This is a genomic window from Sphingobium sp. TCM1 (assembly GCF_001650725.1).
Lineage (GTDB): Bacteria > Pseudomonadota > Alphaproteobacteria > Sphingomonadales > Sphingomonadaceae > Sphingobium.
This window is the reverse complement of the sequence record NZ_LXVX01000002.1, coordinates 295,716-311,893: the sequence shown is the minus strand read 5'-3', so window position 1 is coordinate 311,893 and position 16,178 is coordinate 295,716. Positions and strand designations below refer to the sequence as shown.

Genomic DNA, 16,178 nt, shown 5'->3' with positions numbered 1-16,178 from the left:
CCTTGCTCGGCCTGCGGGCCGATCCGTGATACGCTGCGGGTCGCGCGCTCCATAGCGTGGCGCGCGCGCCATGGACAGGGGAGAGACGATCATGCGGAACGTTGCGGTTGCGCTGATGCTGATGGCCGGGTCGCCCGCGGCGTCAGCGGGCGAATTGCCCGGCTGGATGGCGGGGGCATGGATCGAGAAACAGGGCGAAAGCTGGGCCGAGGAGTTCTGGTCATCGGCGCGGGGCGGCATCCTGCTGGGCGCCGCGCGGACCGGCAAGGGGGAGGCATTGGAATTCTGGGAGCAGACCCGGATCGAGCGCGATCCCGACGGCACGATCGCCTTCTACGCATCGCCCAGGGGTGTGTCGGTTTCCCGTTTCCCGATGGAATCGCAGGGCGCGAGCGAAATCGTCTTCGCCAATGCCGCCCACGACTATCCCCAGCGCATCCGATATTGGCGCGAAGGGCCGCTGCTCAAGGCGGAAGTGTCGAAGCTGGACGGCAGCGGGACGCAGGCATGGACCTATGCGCCGATGGGACAATAGCCATCGGCGCATGACGGTTCGGTCGGCTGCTTATTTCGCTGCCCGGTCCTTGTCGCGGATGGCGCGGAATTCGTCGCCTTCCACCCAGTTGGGCCAGTCGGTCGTCTTCGCCAGATCACGACCCACCGAATAATAGATTTTCAGGTCGGCCAGCACGCCGCTCCAGTCCCAATTGGGATCATATTCGTCCTTGGGGCCATGGTAGCGGTTCTTGGTATAATCCTCCGCTGCGGCCAGGCCCGCCGCGGTGCCGCCCTTCACCAGATCCTCGCCGCCCTCGAAATAGAGCATCGGCAGGCCATGCTTGGCGAAGCTGAAATGGTCGGAGCGGTAATAATAGCCCTTCTCCGGCGTCGGTTCGAGAGTCGCGACCCGGCCCTGCGCGGTCAGCGCGCGGTCGAGATAGGCGTCGAGCTGCGACTTGCCCTTGCCGATCACCACGACATTCCTGGCAAGTCCCGCGACGCTGAGCGCGTCCATGTTGACGCCGCCAACCGTCTTCGCGAAGGGGAAGACCGGGTTGTTGCCATAATAGGCCGAACCCAGCAGCCCGGACTCCTCGGCCGTCACTGCCAGGAAGACCTGGCTACGGTCGGTCGGACCGGCCTTCACATTCGCTTCCGCCAGCGCCACCAGCGCGGCGGTGCCGGTCGCATTGTCCACCGCGCCGTTGCAGATGTCGTCGCCGTCGGGCGCGGCCTGGCATCGGCCCAGATGATCCCAATGGGCGGAATAGAGCACAAATTCGTCCGGGCGCGTCTTGCCGGGGAGCAGGGCGACGACATTCTTGGACTTATGCTTGCGCAGGTCATTGTCGAAGGAGACGCTGGCCTTCACGCCGGTCAGCGGCACCGGCTTGAAGCCCGGCTTCTTCGCCGCCGCCATCTGCGCGTCGAGGTCCAGGCCCGCGCTGGCGAAGAGGGCCGCCGCCTTCTCCTTCTGGATCCAGCCGATCGCCTGGCTCTGCCCGGCATTGCCGTCGGCGCTGTCGGCGACATGCTGCGCGCCGGTCCAGCTCGACTGGACGACGTTCCAGCCATAGGCTGCGGGCACCGTGTCATGGATGATGATCGCGGCTGCGGCGCCCTGCCGCGCGGCTTCCTCATATTTGTAGGTCCAGCGGCCATAATAGGTCATGGCGCGGCCGTTGAACGGCCCGGTCAGCCCCTGCGTCTCATAATCGGGATCATTGACCAGGATGACGACCGTCTTGCCCTTCACGTCCAGCCCGGCATAGTCGTTCCAGCCCTTTTCCGGGGCGTTGATGCCATAGCCGACGAAGACGACAGGGCTGTCCTTCACCTCGATGTGCGGCTGGTTGGTGCGATAGGTGCCGATCACCATCTCCGGACCATGGGCGGCGGTGACGGGCGCCTTCCCGCCCGTGAAGCTGAGCGCGGAGACATTCTTCGCATTGATTTCGACCAGCGGCACGTCCTGGAACCAGCTGCCGTTGTTGCCGGGCTTCAGGCCCAGCTTACCGAACTCCGCAGCCAGCAGGGCCAGCGTCTTCTCCTCGCCCGCGCTGCCGGGCGCGCGCCCTTCATAGGCGTCGGAGGACAGCTCCTGCACCAGCCGCTTCATCGTCTCGATCGACGGTTCCGCCATTCTGGCGGAGGTGGATTTTGCCGCTGCGGCGATCGAATCGCCGGGCGCGGACAGGGCGAGGATGGCGGCGATCGCCGCGATGGAACTGCGCATGGGAATGACCTTTGTTTTACGAATGCACAGGTGATGCCACCGCGCGGCGGCAAGGGCAAGCAAGGCCGTTGCCTTTGCCGATGGCTTGGCCTAGCCATCTGATCTGACGGGTTTTTCAGGGGGATTTTGGGGGGATGGCACGATATTCCAGGGCGGCCGTGCTCGGGCTTTTTGCGGCGGGCGTCGCACCGGGCGCGCTGGCGCAGGGGCAGCCCGATGCGCTGGCCAAGGCATTTGGCGCGCGCGAGACGGTGATCTCCGCCAGCCTCTCGCCCGACGGCCAGAAGATCGCGCTGATCGCGGCGGACGCGGGACGGACCAGCAAAGCCTATGTGCTGGATGCAGTCGAAGGCGCGGTGCCCAAGGCGGTGGCCTATACCACCGGACGGCCGGAATATCTCTATCGCTGCAACTGGGTTTCCAATGATCGCCTGGCCTGCCAGATCGGCGGAGCCAGCCGCCTCGGCGATGATGTCTATGGGTTCAACAGCATCTTCGCGGTGGACGCGGTCGGCGGCGGCGTCCGTTCGCTCAGCCGTCGTCAGGGCCAGAATGCGATCGGCTTCGACCTGAGGGGCGGCGAGATTCTCGATTTTCTGCCGGGGGAAGATGGTTCGGTATTGATGACCCGCGCCTACGTCCCGGAAGCCAAGATCGGCAGTCTGGTCAATTCCAAGCTGCGCGGCCTGGGCGTCGATCGTATCGACACGCGATCGGGCGCATCCAAGCGGATCGAGCAGCCCGAAACGCAGGCGATCGACTATGTCGCCGACGGTCACGGCGCGGTGCGGATCATGGGCCTGCGCGAAGTCAAGGGGTCGGGCTACGACAAGGGAACGTACAAATTCCTCTATCGGCCGCAGGGCAAGACCGGCTGGAGCGACCTGTCGAGCTATGATGTCCAGGACAATAGCGGCTTCTATCCCGTCGCCGTCGATCCGGCGAAGAATGTCGCCTATGGCTATGAGAAGACGGATGGACGCGACGCGCTGGTAACGGTCGAGCTCGATCCAGGACTGGAAAGGAAGGTCATATTCGCCCATCCGCAAGTGGACGTGACCGGGCTGGTCCGGGTCGGCCGCGACCAGCGCGTAGTGGGCGCAAGTTATGTGACCGACCATCGCCAGGTGGTCTATTTCGACGAACAGGTCGCAGCCCTGACCAAGTCACTCGGCAAGGCGCTGGGCGGCAAGGTCGTGCATATCGGCGACATGAGCGCCGACGGGCAGCGGGTGCTGGTCTGGGCCGGCAGCGATGTCGATCCGGGACAATATTATCTGTTCGATCGTGCCGCGCGCAAATTGTCGCCGGTGATGCCCGACCGTCCCGAACTGGCCGGTCAGGCACTCGCGACGATGCAGTCGGTCCATTACAAGGCGGCCGACGGGACGATGATCCCCGCTTACCTCACCCTGCCGCCGGGCAAGGAAACGGTGAAGGGCCTGCCGGCCGTCGTCATGCCCCATGGCGGCCCGGAATCCCGCGACGAATGGGGCTTCGACTGGATGGTGCAATATTATGCCGCGCGCGGCTTCGCCGTCATCCAGCCGCAGTTTCGCGGGTCTGCCGGCTTCGGCGAGAAATGGCTGATGCAAAACGGCTATCGGTCGTGGCGCACGGCGATCGGTGACGTGGTTGACGCCGGGCGATGGCTGGTGGCGCAGGGCATCGCCGATCCGGCGAAGCTGACCATCGCCGGCTGGTCCTATGGCGGCTATGCCGCGCTACAGGCGCAGGCGGTCGATCCTGCCTTGTTCAAGGCCGTCGTCGCCATCGCGCCGGTGACGGATTTTGCCGACCGGATGCGCCGCTCGCAATATTATAGTAACTACCTGCTCCAGCAGCAGCGCATGGGAACCGGGCAGGAAGCCGAAGACGCCTCGCCTTCCAATCACGTGGCCGAATTTCGCGCCCCCGTGCTGATGTTCCACGGCACCGACGACAATAATGTCGACATCAGCCAGGCGCGGATCATGCAGGGCAAGCTGGAGGGCGCGGGCAAGCGCAGCCAGCTCGTCACCTATGATGGGCTGACCCATAATCTGAACGACAGCGACGCGCGCGCCGACCTGCTCCAGAAAAGCGCCGACTTTCTGCTGGCCGCAGGAAAATGACCGGCGATGGGGGGAGGGGCGACCCTCTCCCTTTCGATCCCCTTTCAGGCAAAGAAAAAGGGCGGCTCCTTGCGGGCCGCCCTTTTCTGTAATTCTGTCCGGAAGGACCGATCAGCGCGAATAGAATTCGACGACCAGGTTCGGTTCCATCTTCACCGGGTAGGGCACTTCGTCCAGCGTCGGAACGCGGACATAGGTGACCTTGGTGGCGCCGTCCGGCGACACATAGTCGGGAATGTCGCGCTCGGGCAGGCTCTGTGCTTCCAGGACCAGCGCCATTTCCTGCGCCTTCTTGCCCAGGGTGATTTCGTCGCCCGGCTTCACCAGACGCGACGCGATGTTGCACTTCACGCCATTCACATAGATGTGGCCGTGCGAGACGATCTGGCGGGCCGAGAAGATGGTCGGCGCGAACTTGGCGCGGTAGACGACGGCGTCCAGGCGGCGCTCCAGCAGGCCGATCAGGTTCTGGCCGGTATCGCCCTTCATGCGGCTGGCTTCGAAATAGTTCTTCTTGAACTGCTTTTCGGTGATGTCGCCATAATAGCCCTTCAGCTTCTGCTTGGCGCGCAGCTGAATGCCATAGTCCGACATCTTGCCCTTGCGGCGCTGGCCGTGCTGACCGGGACCATATTCACGCTTGTTGACCGGGCTCTTCGGGCGACCCCAGATATTCTCGCCCATGCGGCGGTCGAGCTTGTACTTGGCGCTTGTGCGCTTCGACATAGATAATTCCTTACAACTGCTAACGACGTTACCCCGGTATCGCCTACGTCCGTATTGCGTGGATGCGCTCAGGGGCAGGGCCGCCGCTTCACCGGGATGCGGGGCCAATCGCGAAGGCGGGCCTATGACCGCAAGGGTCGGGCATGTCAAGCCTCGACAGGGCAGGGCGGGCGGCCTAATTCCGTCCCCCATGAACCCCGATAGCTATAGCAGCATGGCGCAGGTGCGCGCCGGTGTCGACGAGATCGACCGCCAGCTCGTCGCCCTGCTCGACCTGCGTTTCGCCCATATGCGCGCCGCCGCGCGGATCAAGCCCGATCGCGGTGCCGTCCGCGACGAAGCGCGCAAGGCGCAGGTGATCGCCAATGCCCGGGCGGAGGCCGAACGGCTCGGCGCGCCCGGCGATGTCATAGCCGACCTGTGGGAGCAACTGGTCGAAGCGTCCATCGCCTATGAGCTGGCCGAGTTCGACCGGACGCGGGGCTGAACGCTGCGGAGAGGGCCGGGCTTAACGCCCGCCCTGCGCCTGGAACCAGGGGATCATCCGCGCGATCGCATCCTCGATCCGATCGGTCGACACGGCGAAGCTGAAGCGGATGAAGCGGTGGCCGTCGACCGGATCGAAATCGATCCCCGGCGCGGTGGCCACCCCGGTTTCGCGCAGCAGCTTCTGGCAGAAGCTCAGGCTGTCATTGGTCAGATGGCTGATGTCGGCATAGATGTAGAAGGCGCCGTCGGGCGGCGCGATGCTGGCGAGGCCGAGCGCGGGCAGCGCGTCGAGCAGCAACTGTCTATTTCGCCGATAGGTTGCGACATGCCCATCCAGTTCCTCGGCGCAGTCGAAGGCGGTCAGTCCTGCGCGCTGCGCCAGCACCGGCGGCGTCAGGAACAGGTTGCCCATCCGTGCCCGCGCCACGTCGATCAGGTCGGGCGGCACGACGATCCAGCCCAGCCGCCAGCCAGCCATGCTGTAATATTTGGAAAAGCTGTTCACGACGATCGCGTCAGCCGCGAACTTCAGGATCGAGCGCGCTGCTTCGCCGAAGCTGAGGCCATGATAGATTTCATCGGAAATGATACGGATGCCGCGATCCGCGCAGACCCTGGCAATGGCCGCCAGTTCGTCCGCCGGGATGATGGTGCCGGTGGGATTGGCCGGGCTGGCGAGGATCAGCCCTTCTGGCGGGGGATCGAGCGCGACCAGCGCATCGGCGCTGATCTGATAGCGTTCCGCCGGGCCACAGGCGATTTCGACCGGCTCCAGATAGAGCGCCTTCAAATTGTTGCGATAGGCGACATAGCCGGGCCGCGCGGTGGCGACGCGGGCACCGGGCGCGAACAGGCTGGTCAGCGCCAGCACCAGTCCGGGCGACGCGCCGCACGTCAGCAATATCTGTTCCGGGTCGATGGCGACGCCATGCCGCTCGGCATAATGCCGCGCGATCCGTTCTTTCAGCGCGGTGCTTTCCCAATAGCCCATGGGTTCGGTGTCGAGTACCTGATGCGCCACGGCGATGGCGGCGGCGGGTGCCCCGGTCGATGGCTGGCCGAACTCCATGTGCAGGATGGAGCGGCCTTGTGCTTCAAGTGCGTGGGCCTCGCGGCTGATGGCGATGGCGTGGAAGGGATCGATTTCGGCAACCATGGCCGCGTGCCTAGAGCCGGGGCGCAACCATGTCCATGGCCGCAGCGTTGCAACCGGCATGAGCCCCACTCTGCTGACTGCCTTGCAATATTATGGCGCGGGAGCGGCTACGCTCGCCGCGCTGATCGTTTCGCTGAACCTCGGTCGCCGCATCACCGGCTGGGCCTTCGTCCTGTTCGTGACCTCATCGCTCGCCCTGATCGGCTGGGGCTTTCTCGACAAGGACAGCGAAGGGATAGGGTGGCAGAATGTGGCGTTGCTGGTCATCAACGCCGTTGGGGTATGGCGTTACCTGATCTCGAAGCATGAGGTGCGAGGGTGAAGGGGGCTAAGCTTTCAAAAATCCTTCCCGTAAGGAGGGGTGCAGGCGCGTAGCGCCTGACGGAGGGGGGGCGCCCTGTCGTTAGCGGGAAACCCCTTTACCACTTCGTGGTCTCCCTCCCGTTTCAGGGGAACAAGAGTTAGCCTTCCGCGATCCAGACCTCGACCGGTACCTTGTCCTGCAACAGCGCCAGCCGGATCGGCAATTCCTCCACGGCACCGCCCGCCAGCGCGCGATCATAGACCGCTTTCTTGCCCGCGCCGCCGATCTGGAGGAAGACATGGCGGCTCCGAAGAATGCCGTGCGCCGTCAGCGACATTCGCTGGTGCGGGGCAGCCGGGGGCGTGGCTGCTATGGTCAGCGCCTTGCTCGCCAATCCGTCCGTCAGTTCCTTGCCTTCGGGGAAGAGCGAGGCCGTATGGCCGTCATCGCCCATGCCCAGCAGGATGACGTCGAGCGGCCAGGGCAGTTCGGCAAAGGCCGCCTCGACCGCGGGCTGGCCCGCATAGGCGTCCCCCGCGTCATTCTTCATCGGCACGAACCGCGCCGCTGCCGCCGGTCCCTGCAATAATGTCTCGCGTACCAGCCGCTCGTTGCTGTCCGGGCTGTCGGGGGCGACCCAGCGTTCGTCGACCAGGGTCACGACGACCCTGCTCCAGTCGAGATCGGCCGCGCTCAGCGCCTCCAGAACCGGCCGGGGAGATCGGCCACCCGACACGGCGATGCCGGCCAACCCGCGCGTCGCGACGGCGTCGGCCAGGATCGTGGCGATGCGCGTTGCGATGTCGGCGGCGGCCTCGGCCCCGGTGGCGAAAAGATGTTCGGTCGGCATGGCTCTCACTCGACGGTTTCGGGAAGGGTGCAGATGTCGATCCATTGCGCTCCGGTCAAGGCAGCGAGCCGGTCGGGCGTCAGTTCGACGGACGTGGTGCGGGATCCCGCCGCCGGGAACACGGTGGCGAAGTCCTTGAGCGACACGTCGCAATAGACGGGCAGGGGCGTCGCCAAGCCAAAGGGGCACACGCCGCCGACCGGATGGCCGGTAATTTCTTCCACCTCGTGCCCGCCCAGCATCCGGGGCCTGGCGCCCAGCGCGGCCTTGGCCTTGCCATTGGACAGCCGCGCGTCGCCCCGCGCGCAGACAAGCACGATCCTCTCCCCCACGCGCAGCGACAATGTCTTGGCGATCCGCGCCGGCTCCACGCCCAGCGCGGCGGCCGCCTCGATCACCGTCGCGGTGCTGACGCCCTGGTCGATGATCGCCACATCGGGCGCTTTTTCTCCAAAGAAGGCGCGAACGCTCGCCTCACTCATGCCGTCCGCCTCATGCGCCCTGCAATTCGCCGAGCTTGCGTTCCCAGGCGAGGGCGTGGGTGACGATCTGCTCCAGGTCGGCATAGCGGGGTTCCCAGGGGAATTCCGCCATGATCGCGCGATTGTCCGAAATCAGCGAATCCGGGTCGCCGGCGCGACGGCCTTCCAGCTTGCGGTCGATGGTCATGTTGGTGACGCGATCGACGGCGTCCAGCACCTCCAGCACGGAGAAGCCGCGGCCATAGCCGCAGTTGAGCAGGTAATTCTGATCGGGCTTCGCGATCAGCGCCTCCAGCGCCAGCACATGGGCGGCCGCGAGGTCGGTGACATGGATATAGTCGCGCACGCCGGTGCCGTCGGGCGTGTCGAAATCGGTGCCGAACACCGATACATGGCTGCGCTTGCCCAGCGCCGCCTCGACCGCGACCTTGATGAGGTGCGTCGCGCCCGCCGTCGACTGCCCGGTGCGGCCTGCGGGGTCCGCCCCCGCAACATTGAAGTATCGCAGCGCACAGAAGTTGATCGGATGCGCCGCGGCCACGTCGCGCAGCATATATTCTGTCATCAGCTTCGACATGCCATAGGGATTGATCGGCCGCTGCGGCGTCGTTTCCCGGACCGGGCTTTCCTCGGGGATGCCATAGGTCGCGGCGGTGGAGGAGAAGATGAAATGCGGCACGCCCGTTGCGACCGCGCTCTCGATCAGGTCGCGGGTCTTGGCGCTGTTGTTGTGATAATATTTGAGCGGGTTCTCGACCGATTCCGGCACCACGACCGACCCGGCGAAATGCATGATCGCCTTCACATCATGATCGCGCAATGTCGCCTGCACCAGCGGCTGGTCGGCAATGTCCCCCTGCACGAAGGCGACGCCGTCGGGCACCGCCCAGCGAAAGCCCGTGACCAGATTGTCGATCACGACCACGCCATAACCGGCGTCCTTCAGCGCCAGCACCGCATGGCTGCCAATATAGCCGGCGCCGCCCGTAACCAGGACCGTAGGCTTGCTCATAAGAAAAAAGGTCTCCCCGGAGATGTCCGGGGAGACCTAATACAGAAGCGTTACGATTTACAAATCGATCATGCTGCGGCGCGGGACGGAACGGGGCGATAGAAGGTCGCGCCGTTGGCCGCCATCTCCCGCAGCTGTGCTGTGGGTGCGAAGCGGGGACCATGCGCCGCCGCCAGCCGGTCCAGTACGGCCACGACATGGGCGATGCCGACCGTGTCCATATGGCTGAACGGGCCGCCGGTGTAGGGCGCGAAGCCCCACCCGAAGATCGCGCCGATGTCGCCATCCTCCGGCGTCTCCAGCACGCCTTCCTCGAAACAGCGGGCGCATTCGATCAGCTGGCGATAGAGCAGCCGTTCCTTGACCGCCTCGACATCGGGCTGCTCGGCTGCGCGGGGGAACATCTCCTCCAGCACCGGGGACAGATGCTTCTTGCCGCCTTCGGGATAGTCGTACCAGCCCTTGCCGTTCTTGCGGCCCAGCCGCCCGGCCTCGACCATCCTGACCATGATGTCGTCCGACCCCTGCGGGACATAGGCGTCGCCCAGTTCCTTCTTCGCGGCGGTCATGATCTTGACGCCCAGTTCGATCGACACCTCGTCGCTGACGGCCAGCGGCCCGGTCGGCATCCCCAATTGCTTGCCGGCATTTTCGATCAGCGCCGGGTTGACGCCTTCGCCCACCAGTTCCGCGCCTTCCTGCACATAGGTGCCGAAGCTGCGCGAGGTGTAGAAACCGCGGCTGTCATGCACGACGATCGGCGTCTTCTTGATCTGGGCGACGAAGTCCAGCGCCTTGGCGATGGCGGCGGGGCCGGTCTTTTCGCCCAGGATGATCTCCACCAGCGGCATCTTCTCGACGGGTGAGAAGAAGTGGACGCCGATGAAATTCTCGGGCCTGCTCCATGCCCGCGCCAGCTTCGTGATGGGCAGGGTGGAAGTGTTGGAGCCGAAGATGGTGTCTGCGCCCAGCACCTCCTCGACCTTCTTCGTGACTTCCGCCTTGATCGCGACATCCTCGAACACCGCCTCGATCACGAAATCCGCTCCGGCGAGCGCGGCATAGTCGGTGGTCGGCGTCACGCGGGCCAGCGTCTCCGCCATTTTCTCCGGGGTCATGCCCTTGCCGAGGCGCTTCTTCAGCACCTCCTCGACATGCGCCTTGCCCTTCTCGGCATAGGCCTGATCGCGGTCGAACAGCACGACCTCGATCCCCGCCTGCGCCGCGACGGTGGCGATCCCGGCCCCCATCATGCCCGCGCCCAGCATGGCAAGTTTCCTGGTCGGCGCCTTCGGTTCGTCCTTGGGGCGGCGCGCGCCGCGTTCGGCGGCCTGCTTGTTGACGAACAGGGTGCGGATCATGTTGCTCGCCTGTGGATCGGCGGCGACCTTGGCAAAATATTTGCTCTCGATCCGGATTGCCCGGTCCATCGGCAGGGTGATGCCTTCATAGACGGCGGACAGCAAAGCGATCGGCGCATTCATGTTGCGCTGGGTCTGCTTGAGCGTCATCGGCAGCGCGCCCGCCATCGTCTGGACGAAGGCCGGGTTGAAGCCGCCGGCGCCGCCGGGCACCTTAAAGCTCTTCACGTCCCATGGCTGGGTGCCGGCATTGGGATTGGCCTTCACCCATTCCCTCGCCGCCGCGACGGCCGTGCCCTGCGGCACCACCTGATCGACCACCTTGAGCATCGCGGCCTCGGCCGGACGGAACAGCTTGCCCTGAAGCATGTACATCAGCGCGGCCTGCACCCCCATCAGGCGCGGCAGCCGCTGCGACCCGCCGCCGCCGGGGAACAGGCCGATCAATATTTCGGGCAGGCCCAGCTGGGTCTTGGGGCTGTCGCCGACGAAACGGCGATGGCAGGCCAGCGCCAGCTCGAACCCGCCGCCCACGCAGGTGCCCTCGATCGCGCAGGCGACCGGCTTGCCGCCGGTTTCGAGCCGGCGGAACAGATTGTTCAGCACGAAAACCTTGTCGAAGATTGCCGCCGGGGCAGGGCGCTGCCCGCCCTCGCTCGCCAGCATCGATCCGAAATATTTAAGGTCCATGCCGGCCATGAAGCCGCTGTCCTTGCCCGACGCGATGACCGCGCCCTTGATGGCGTCCTCCGACGCGATGCGCGTGATCGCGGCGTCGAGATCGGAGAGAAAATCGGGGCCGATGACGTTCATCGACTGGTCCGGAACGTCGATGGTCAGGGTGGCGATGCCGTCGGCATCGATGTCGAATGCGATGGTCTGCATGATGCTGCCTCTCAATTCCGTTCGCCCTGTTCGAACGAGCCACATGTCTCGTTCGAATGTCGAAGGGCTCGTCTCTTATTTTTACAAGCGCTCGATGATGATGCCGGTGCCCATGCCCGCGCCGACGCACAGGTTGATGAGCGCGGTGCCCTTGCCGCTACGCTCCAGTTCGTCGAGCGCGGTGCCCAGCACCATCGCCCCGGTCGCGCCCAGCGGATGGCCCATGGCGATCGCGCCGCCATTGACGTTGATCTTGCTATGATCCAGGTCCATCGCCTGCATATAGCGCAGCACCACCGAGGCGAACGCCTCGTTCAGTTCCCACAGGTCGATGTCGGCGGCGCTCATGCCCGCACGGGCGAGCAGCTTGCCCGCGACGAATTCCGGCCCGGTCAGCATGATCAGGGGCTCCGACCCGATCGAGGCCATCGCCCTGATCCGGGCGCGGGGCTTCAGCCCATATTTCTCGCCCATCTCCCTGTTGCCGACCAGCACGGCGGCCGCGCCATCGACGATGCCGCTGCTGTTGCCGGCGTGGTGGATATGGTTGACCCTTTCCAGCTCGGGATAGCGCAGCAGGGCGACGGTGTCGAAGCCCGGCATCTCCTCGCCCAGTGCGGTGAAACTGGGCTTCAGCGCCCCCAGCGACTGCATGGTCGCATCGGGGCGCATATGCTCGTCATGATCGAGCACGACCTGGCCGATCACGTCCTTCACCGGCACGATCGACTTGGCGAAGCGCCCTTCGTCCCAGGCCTGCTTGGCGCGCTTCTGGCTTTCGATCGCATAGGCGTCGGCATCGTCGCGGCTGATGCCGAACTTGGTTGCGATGACATCCGCGCCAATGCCCTGCGGCGCGAAATAGGTCTTGTAGGCGACTGCCGGGTCCATCGCGATCGCGCCGCCGTCCGACGCCATCGGCACGCGGCTCATCGATTCGACGCCGCCGCCGATCGCGAACATCGCTTCGCCGGAATACACCTTGGCAGCAGCCATGTTGACGGCTTCAAGGCCAGATGCGCAGAAGCGGTTGATCTGTACGCCCGGCACGGTCTGCGCATAATCGGCGTTCAGAACGGCTGCGCGGGCTATGTCCGCCCCCTGTTCGCCCACCGGGCTGACGCAGCCCAGAATGACGTCATCGACATCTGCAGTGTCGATCCGGCTGCGGTCGCGCACCGCTTCGAGTACCTGTGTCGCCAGTTGGATAGGGGTGATCTCGTGCAGCGACCCGTCGGCCTTGCCCCGGCCACGGGGCGTCCTGACGGCGTCGTAGATATAGGCTTCCATGTCTTTTGTCCCTCTCCGTGGGGTCGTTCCGGCGCTTTGCCCAACCATAGGATGCTGCCGTGAATGTATTTACGTTTACGTAAAGTGCAAGTCTCAATTCCAGCCCTGAGCCGTGACGGCGCTGCCGTAACGGCAATCGCAAGGCGGCGACGCGACACGCGATGAACTGTCCAGATCGCCGTCTATATTTACCCCCTTTCGTCGCGCGAATCTCCATGCCATTCAATCTCATGCGTATCGCCGTCCTCTCCGATATCCATGGCAATCTGGCGGCACTTGACGCCGTGCTGGCGGACATCGGGCGGCGGGGCGTCGATCGCATCGTCAATCTGGGCGATATCCTTTCGGGTCCACTGTTCCCGTGCGAAACCGCCGACCGACTGATGGCCATGAACCTGCCGACCATCCGGGGCAATCATGAGCGGCAGTTGCTGACGCTCGCACCGGAGCGGATGGGGCTGTCGGATCGCCATGCCGATTCGCTCCTGCAGCGGCATCATCGCGACTGGATCGCCGGCTTGCCCGAACGGCTTTGGCTGACCGACGAGATAGTGATGGTCCATGGCACGCCCGACAGCGACCTCGTCTATTTCCTGGAAACGATCGACGGCACCGTGCTGCGCGCCGCGACGGCGGACGAGGTGGAGGCGCGGGCAGGGGGAATCGCTGCCCCGCTGATCCTGTGCGGCCACACCCACGTCCCGCGCATCCACCGCCGGCCGGGCGGCGGGCTGGTGGTCAATCCCGGCAGCGTGGGATTGCCCGCCTATCGGGACGACCAGCCCGTGCCGCACCGCGTGGAGACGGGGTCGCCCCACGCCCGCTATGCGATCGTGGCGCGGGACGCATCCGGCTGGACAGCGGAGATCGTGGCGGTCGCCTATGACTGGGAGGCGGCAGCGCAGGTGGCCGGGGCGCGCGGCCGCGCCGACTGGGCAAGGGCGTTGCGCACCGGCAGGGCATAGAAGCGTTGCGCCCCGGCGGAGGCGGCCTATATCCGGCCCATGGACAGTGTGACCGAAGCCCCGACCCAAAAGCCGCCGTCTCCGTTTTCCATCCCAACTTTCCGCGCCATCTGGACCGCCAGTCTCGCTTCCAATTTCGGCGGCCTGATCCAGTCGGTCGGCGCGGCGTGGATGATGACCTCGCTCTCCGCATCGCCATTGCTGATCGCGCTGGTGCCGGCGGCGACCACGCTGCCGATCATGCTGCTCTCGCTCTGGGCCGGCGCGGTCGCCGACAATCTTGACCGGCGCAAGGTGATGATCGCCTGCCAGTGCGCGATGCTGCTGACCTCCGCGGCGCTCGCGGCCACTGCGTGGTCGGGGCTGATGACGCCTTGGCTCCTGCTGGGCTTCACCTTCGCCCTGGGCTGTGCGACCGCGATCAACGGACCGGCCTGGCAGGCGTCAGTCGGTGACATGGTGCCGCGCGCCATCCTGCCGAGCGCGGTGGCGATGAATTCGATGGGCTTCAACCTCGCCCGTAGCGTCGGGCCGGCGCTGGGCGGCGTCATCGTCGCTGCGGCCGGGGCGGCGGCTGCATTCCTCACCAATGCGCTGACCTATATCGGCCTGCTCGTCGTGCTGGCGCGCTGGCGGCCGGACCTGCCGCCCAAGCTGCTGCCGCGCGAGCGACTGGGCGTGGCGATGGTGGCGGGCGTGGGCTATGTCGCCGCCTCGCCGAAGATCAAGCGCGTGCTGTTGCGCGCGGGCGCCTTCGGCATCGGCGCCAGCGCGGTGTCGGCGCTGATGCCGCTGGTCGCCCGCGACCTGCTGGGGGGCGGTGCGCTGACCTTCGGCCTGACCAGCGGCGCCTTCGGCGTGGGAGCGGTGCTGGGGGCGCTCTCCAGCCGTCACCTGCGCGCGCATTTTTCGATCGAAAGGATCGTGCGCTCCGCCGCCTTGTCGCTGGCGCTGGGCACGGCGCTCACCGGGGTGAGCAGCTGGCTGGCGCTGGCGATCCTGGGCTATATGCTGGCGGGCGCCGGCTGGGTGCTGGCGCTGTCCACCTTCAACGTGTCGGTGCAGATGTCCGCGCCGCGCTGGGTGGTGGCGCGCGCGGTCGCGCTCTATCAGATGATCGCCTTTGGCGGCATGGCGGGCGGCGCCTGGCTGTTCGGCTGGGTGGCGGAGCATCAGGGCGTCGTCACCGGCCTTTATGCCGCAGCCGCTGCCCAGTTCTTCGCGGCCCTGCTGGGCCTGTGGCGGCCGCTGCCGCAGACTGGCAACGACAATCTCGATCCGCGCGACGACTGGCACGAGCCGGATACCGCCGTCCCGGTCGAGCCGCGCAGTGGTCCCATCGTCATCACCATCGAATATCGCATCCCGCCTGGATCGATCGTCCCCTTCCTGACCGCGATGAGCGAGCGCCGCCGCATCCGCCGCCGGGATGGAGCCCATGGCTGGCAGCTGCTGCGCGACCTGGGCGAATCCGATCTCTGGATCGAGCGCTATCATGTGTCGACCTGGCTGGACTATGTGCGCCACAACCAGCGGCGCACGGTGGCCGATATTGCCAACAGCGACGCCATTCATGCGCTGCACGCCGGTCCCGATGCGCCGGTCGTGCATCGCCGGCTGGAACGGCAGACGGGATCGCTGCCGATCAGTCGCGCGCCGGATGCGCGGGAAATGGGCGACGGTCTGACCGATCCCACCCGATTGAGCTGAACCTCAGCCTGCCAGGTCGTCGGGCGTATCGATATCGCGCAGGACCGCGCCGGTCGTCTCGATCTGGATACCGTGGCTGAGCAGCGCCCGCGCACCCTGATCGCCCTTCAGTGCCAGCAGCTCCGGGAAATGCCTGCGCCCGATAAAGGCCGGCGGCGAGGAGGAGAAGGCGTCGGTGCTGGCGACCACCGACCGGATGTCCTCCGCCGCCAGGCAGATGCGATTATAATGGCTGGGCGGGACATCGGGCATGTCGGCCAGGCAGATGAGGATGCCGCGTATCCGGTTGTTGGGCATCACATGCTCGACGGCGCGCACGATGCTGCCCGATATGCCTTCTTCGGGCTGGTCGTTGACCAGGATGGTGTAGCCGCGCCGGTCGAGCTTGCGGTGGATGACCGGCGCCAGCTCGATCGGCCTTACGACTGCCACCAGCTCGGCAAAGGCCATGGACGCCACTGTTTCCAGCGTGTGCGCCACTACCGGCTTGCCGCGCAGCTCCGCCATCAGCTTGTCCTCCTCGCCGAACCGGGACGAGTTGCCGGCTGCCAGCAGGACGGCGGCGATACGTTCAGTGCGCATGGCTGGTGAAGGACAT

At 65.7% G+C, this 16,178-nt stretch carries 15 protein-coding genes; 6 read left to right on the top strand and 9 right to left on the bottom strand.

The annotated features are described in order from the left end of the window. The first annotated feature begins 91 nt into the window (after positions 1-91). Positions 92-535, top strand: coding sequence for a DUF6265 family protein (locus A7Q26_RS02695; RefSeq protein ID WP_084438945.1), 444 nt, complete (start codon positions 92-94; stop codon positions 533-535). A 30-nt stretch (positions 536-565) separates the two neighbouring features. On the opposite strand, the gene A7Q26_RS02690 is transcribed toward A7Q26_RS02695, so the two are convergent. Then, positions 566-2,236, bottom strand: a complete 1,671-nt coding sequence (locus A7Q26_RS02690) for a M28 family metallopeptidase (RefSeq protein WP_066856138.1) — start codon at positions 2,234-2,236, stop codon at positions 566-568. Between the two features lie 134 nt (positions 2,237-2,370). On the opposite strand from A7Q26_RS02690, the gene A7Q26_RS02685 reads away from it, so the two are divergent. Next, a complete protein-coding gene (locus tag A7Q26_RS02685) occupies positions 2,371-4,350 on the top strand; it encodes an alpha/beta hydrolase family protein (protein ID WP_066856136.1) in 1,980 nt (659 codons plus the stop codon). Between the two features lie 111 nt (positions 4,351-4,461). Here the strand turns inward: A7Q26_RS02685 and rpsD are convergent, their stop codons facing one another. Then, the gene (gene rpsD / locus A7Q26_RS02680) at positions 4,462-5,076 is read right to left on the bottom strand and encodes a 30S ribosomal protein S4 (RefSeq protein WP_066856133.1); all 615 of its coding nucleotides are present in this window, start codon (positions 5,074-5,076) and stop codon (positions 4,462-4,464) included. A 190-nt stretch (positions 5,077-5,266) separates the two neighbouring features. On the opposite strand from rpsD, the gene A7Q26_RS02675 reads away from it, so the two are divergent. Beyond that, positions 5,267-5,563 carry a chorismate mutase gene (locus tag A7Q26_RS02675; RefSeq protein ID WP_066856131.1) on the top strand — a complete coding sequence of 99 codons (297 nt, stop codon included), beginning with the start codon at positions 5,267-5,269 and terminating at the stop codon, positions 5,561-5,563. 21 nt (positions 5,564-5,584) lie between these two features. Here the strand turns inward: A7Q26_RS02675 and A7Q26_RS02670 are convergent, their stop codons facing one another. After that, positions 5,585-6,721, bottom strand: a complete 1,137-nt coding sequence (locus A7Q26_RS02670; protein WP_066856128.1) for an aminotransferase class I/II-fold pyridoxal phosphate-dependent enzyme — start codon at positions 6,719-6,721, stop codon at positions 5,585-5,587. A gap of 58 nt (positions 6,722-6,779) precedes the next feature. Here A7Q26_RS02670 and A7Q26_RS02665 point away from each other — a divergent pair, with 58 nt between their 5' ends. Beyond that, a complete protein-coding gene (locus A7Q26_RS02665) occupies positions 6,780-7,043 on the top strand; it encodes a hypothetical protein (RefSeq protein ID WP_066856309.1) in 264 nt (87 codons plus the stop codon). A 139-nt stretch (positions 7,044-7,182) separates the two neighbouring features. Here the strand turns inward: A7Q26_RS02665 and pgl are convergent, their stop codons facing one another. The 5 genes from pgl to A7Q26_RS02640 form a co-directional block, all read right to left on the bottom strand. Then, positions 7,183-7,875, bottom strand: coding sequence for a 6-phosphogluconolactonase (gene pgl / locus A7Q26_RS02660; protein ID WP_066856125.1), 693 nt, complete (start codon positions 7,873-7,875; stop codon positions 7,183-7,185). A 5-nt stretch (positions 7,876-7,880) separates the two neighbouring features. Beyond that, positions 7,881-8,357 (bottom strand): YbaK/EbsC family protein, encoded by a 477-nt coding sequence (locus A7Q26_RS02655; RefSeq protein ID WP_066856121.1) that lies wholly within the window; start codon positions 8,355-8,357, stop codon positions 7,881-7,883. A gap of 10 nt (positions 8,358-8,367) precedes the next feature. Beyond that, positions 8,368-9,369: a UDP-glucose 4-epimerase GalE gene (gene galE, locus A7Q26_RS02650; RefSeq protein ID WP_066856117.1), complete on the bottom strand. Its 1,002-nt coding sequence runs from the start codon at positions 9,367-9,369 to the stop codon at positions 8,368-8,370. Between the two features lie 68 nt (positions 9,370-9,437). Then, entirely contained in the window at positions 9,438-11,615 is a 2,178-nt protein-coding gene (locus A7Q26_RS02645; protein ID WP_066856114.1) for a 3-hydroxyacyl-CoA dehydrogenase NAD-binding domain-containing protein, read from the bottom strand. 81 nt (positions 11,616-11,696) lie between these two features. Next, a complete protein-coding gene (locus A7Q26_RS02640) occupies positions 11,697-12,905 on the bottom strand; it encodes an acetyl-CoA C-acetyltransferase (protein ID WP_066856111.1) in 1,209 nt (402 codons plus the stop codon). 230 nt (positions 12,906-13,135) lie between these two features. Here A7Q26_RS02640 and A7Q26_RS02635 point away from each other — a divergent pair, with 230 nt between their 5' ends. Both A7Q26_RS02635 and A7Q26_RS02630 read left to right on the top strand, forming a co-directional pair. Then, positions 13,136-13,870 (top strand): metallophosphoesterase family protein, encoded by a 735-nt coding sequence (locus A7Q26_RS02635; RefSeq protein ID WP_066856306.1) that lies wholly within the window; start codon positions 13,136-13,138, stop codon positions 13,868-13,870. Between the two features lie 39 nt (positions 13,871-13,909). Next, positions 13,910-15,580, top strand: coding sequence for an MFS transporter (locus A7Q26_RS02630; RefSeq protein ID WP_066856108.1), 1,671 nt, complete (start codon positions 13,910-13,912; stop codon positions 15,578-15,580). Between the two features lie 3 nt (positions 15,581-15,583). Here A7Q26_RS02630 and A7Q26_RS02625 read toward each other — a convergent pair whose 3' ends face one another. Further along, positions 15,584-16,162, bottom strand: a complete 579-nt coding sequence (locus tag A7Q26_RS02625) for a nucleotidyltransferase family protein (RefSeq protein WP_066856105.1) — start codon at positions 16,160-16,162, stop codon at positions 15,584-15,586. Positions 16,163-16,178 lie beyond the last annotated feature (16 nt).

What these genes read in the sequence shown, in the direction of transcription:
- A7Q26_RS02695 (WP_084438945.1), top strand. Translation starts at nt 92, where the DNA reads ATGCGGAACGTTGCGGTTGCGCTGATGCTGATGGCCGGGTCGCCCGCG.
- A7Q26_RS02690 (WP_066856138.1), bottom strand. Translation starts at nt 2,236, where the DNA reads ATGCGCAGTTCCATCGCGGCGATCGCCGCCATCCTCGCCCTGTCCGCG.
- A7Q26_RS02685 (WP_066856136.1), top strand. Translation starts at nt 2,371, where the DNA reads ATGGCACGATATTCCAGGGCGGCCGTGCTCGGGCTTTTTGCGGCGGGC.
- rpsD (WP_066856133.1), bottom strand. Translation starts at nt 5,076, where the DNA reads ATGTCGAAGCGCACAAGCGCCAAGTACAAGCTCGACCGCCGCATGGGC.
- A7Q26_RS02675 (WP_066856131.1), top strand. Translation starts at nt 5,267, where the DNA reads ATGAACCCCGATAGCTATAGCAGCATGGCGCAGGTGCGCGCCGGTGTC.
- A7Q26_RS02670 (WP_066856128.1), bottom strand. Translation starts at nt 6,721, where the DNA reads ATGGTTGCCGAAATCGATCCCTTCCACGCCATCGCCATCAGCCGCGAG.
- A7Q26_RS02665 (WP_066856309.1), top strand. Translation starts at nt 6,780, where the DNA reads ATGAGCCCCACTCTGCTGACTGCCTTGCAATATTATGGCGCGGGAGCG.
- pgl (WP_066856125.1), bottom strand. Translation starts at nt 7,875, where the DNA reads ATGCCGACCGAACATCTTTTCGCCACCGGGGCCGAGGCCGCCGCCGAC.
- A7Q26_RS02655 (WP_066856121.1), bottom strand. Translation starts at nt 8,357, where the DNA reads ATGAGTGAGGCGAGCGTTCGCGCCTTCTTTGGAGAAAAAGCGCCCGAT.
- galE (WP_066856117.1), bottom strand. Translation starts at nt 9,369, where the DNA reads ATGAGCAAGCCTACGGTCCTGGTTACGGGCGGCGCCGGCTATATTGGC.
- A7Q26_RS02645 (WP_066856114.1), bottom strand. Translation starts at nt 11,615, where the DNA reads ATGCAGACCATCGCATTCGACATCGATGCCGACGGCATCGCCACCCTG.
- A7Q26_RS02640 (WP_066856111.1), bottom strand. Translation starts at nt 12,905, where the DNA reads ATGGAAGCCTATATCTACGACGCCGTCAGGACGCCCCGTGGCCGGGGC.
- A7Q26_RS02635 (WP_066856306.1), top strand. Translation starts at nt 13,136, where the DNA reads ATGCGTATCGCCGTCCTCTCCGATATCCATGGCAATCTGGCGGCACTT.
- A7Q26_RS02630 (WP_066856108.1), top strand. Translation starts at nt 13,910, where the DNA reads ATGGACAGTGTGACCGAAGCCCCGACCCAAAAGCCGCCGTCTCCGTTT.
- A7Q26_RS02625 (WP_066856105.1), bottom strand. Translation starts at nt 16,162, where the DNA reads ATGCGCACTGAACGTATCGCCGCCGTCCTGCTGGCAGCCGGCAACTCG.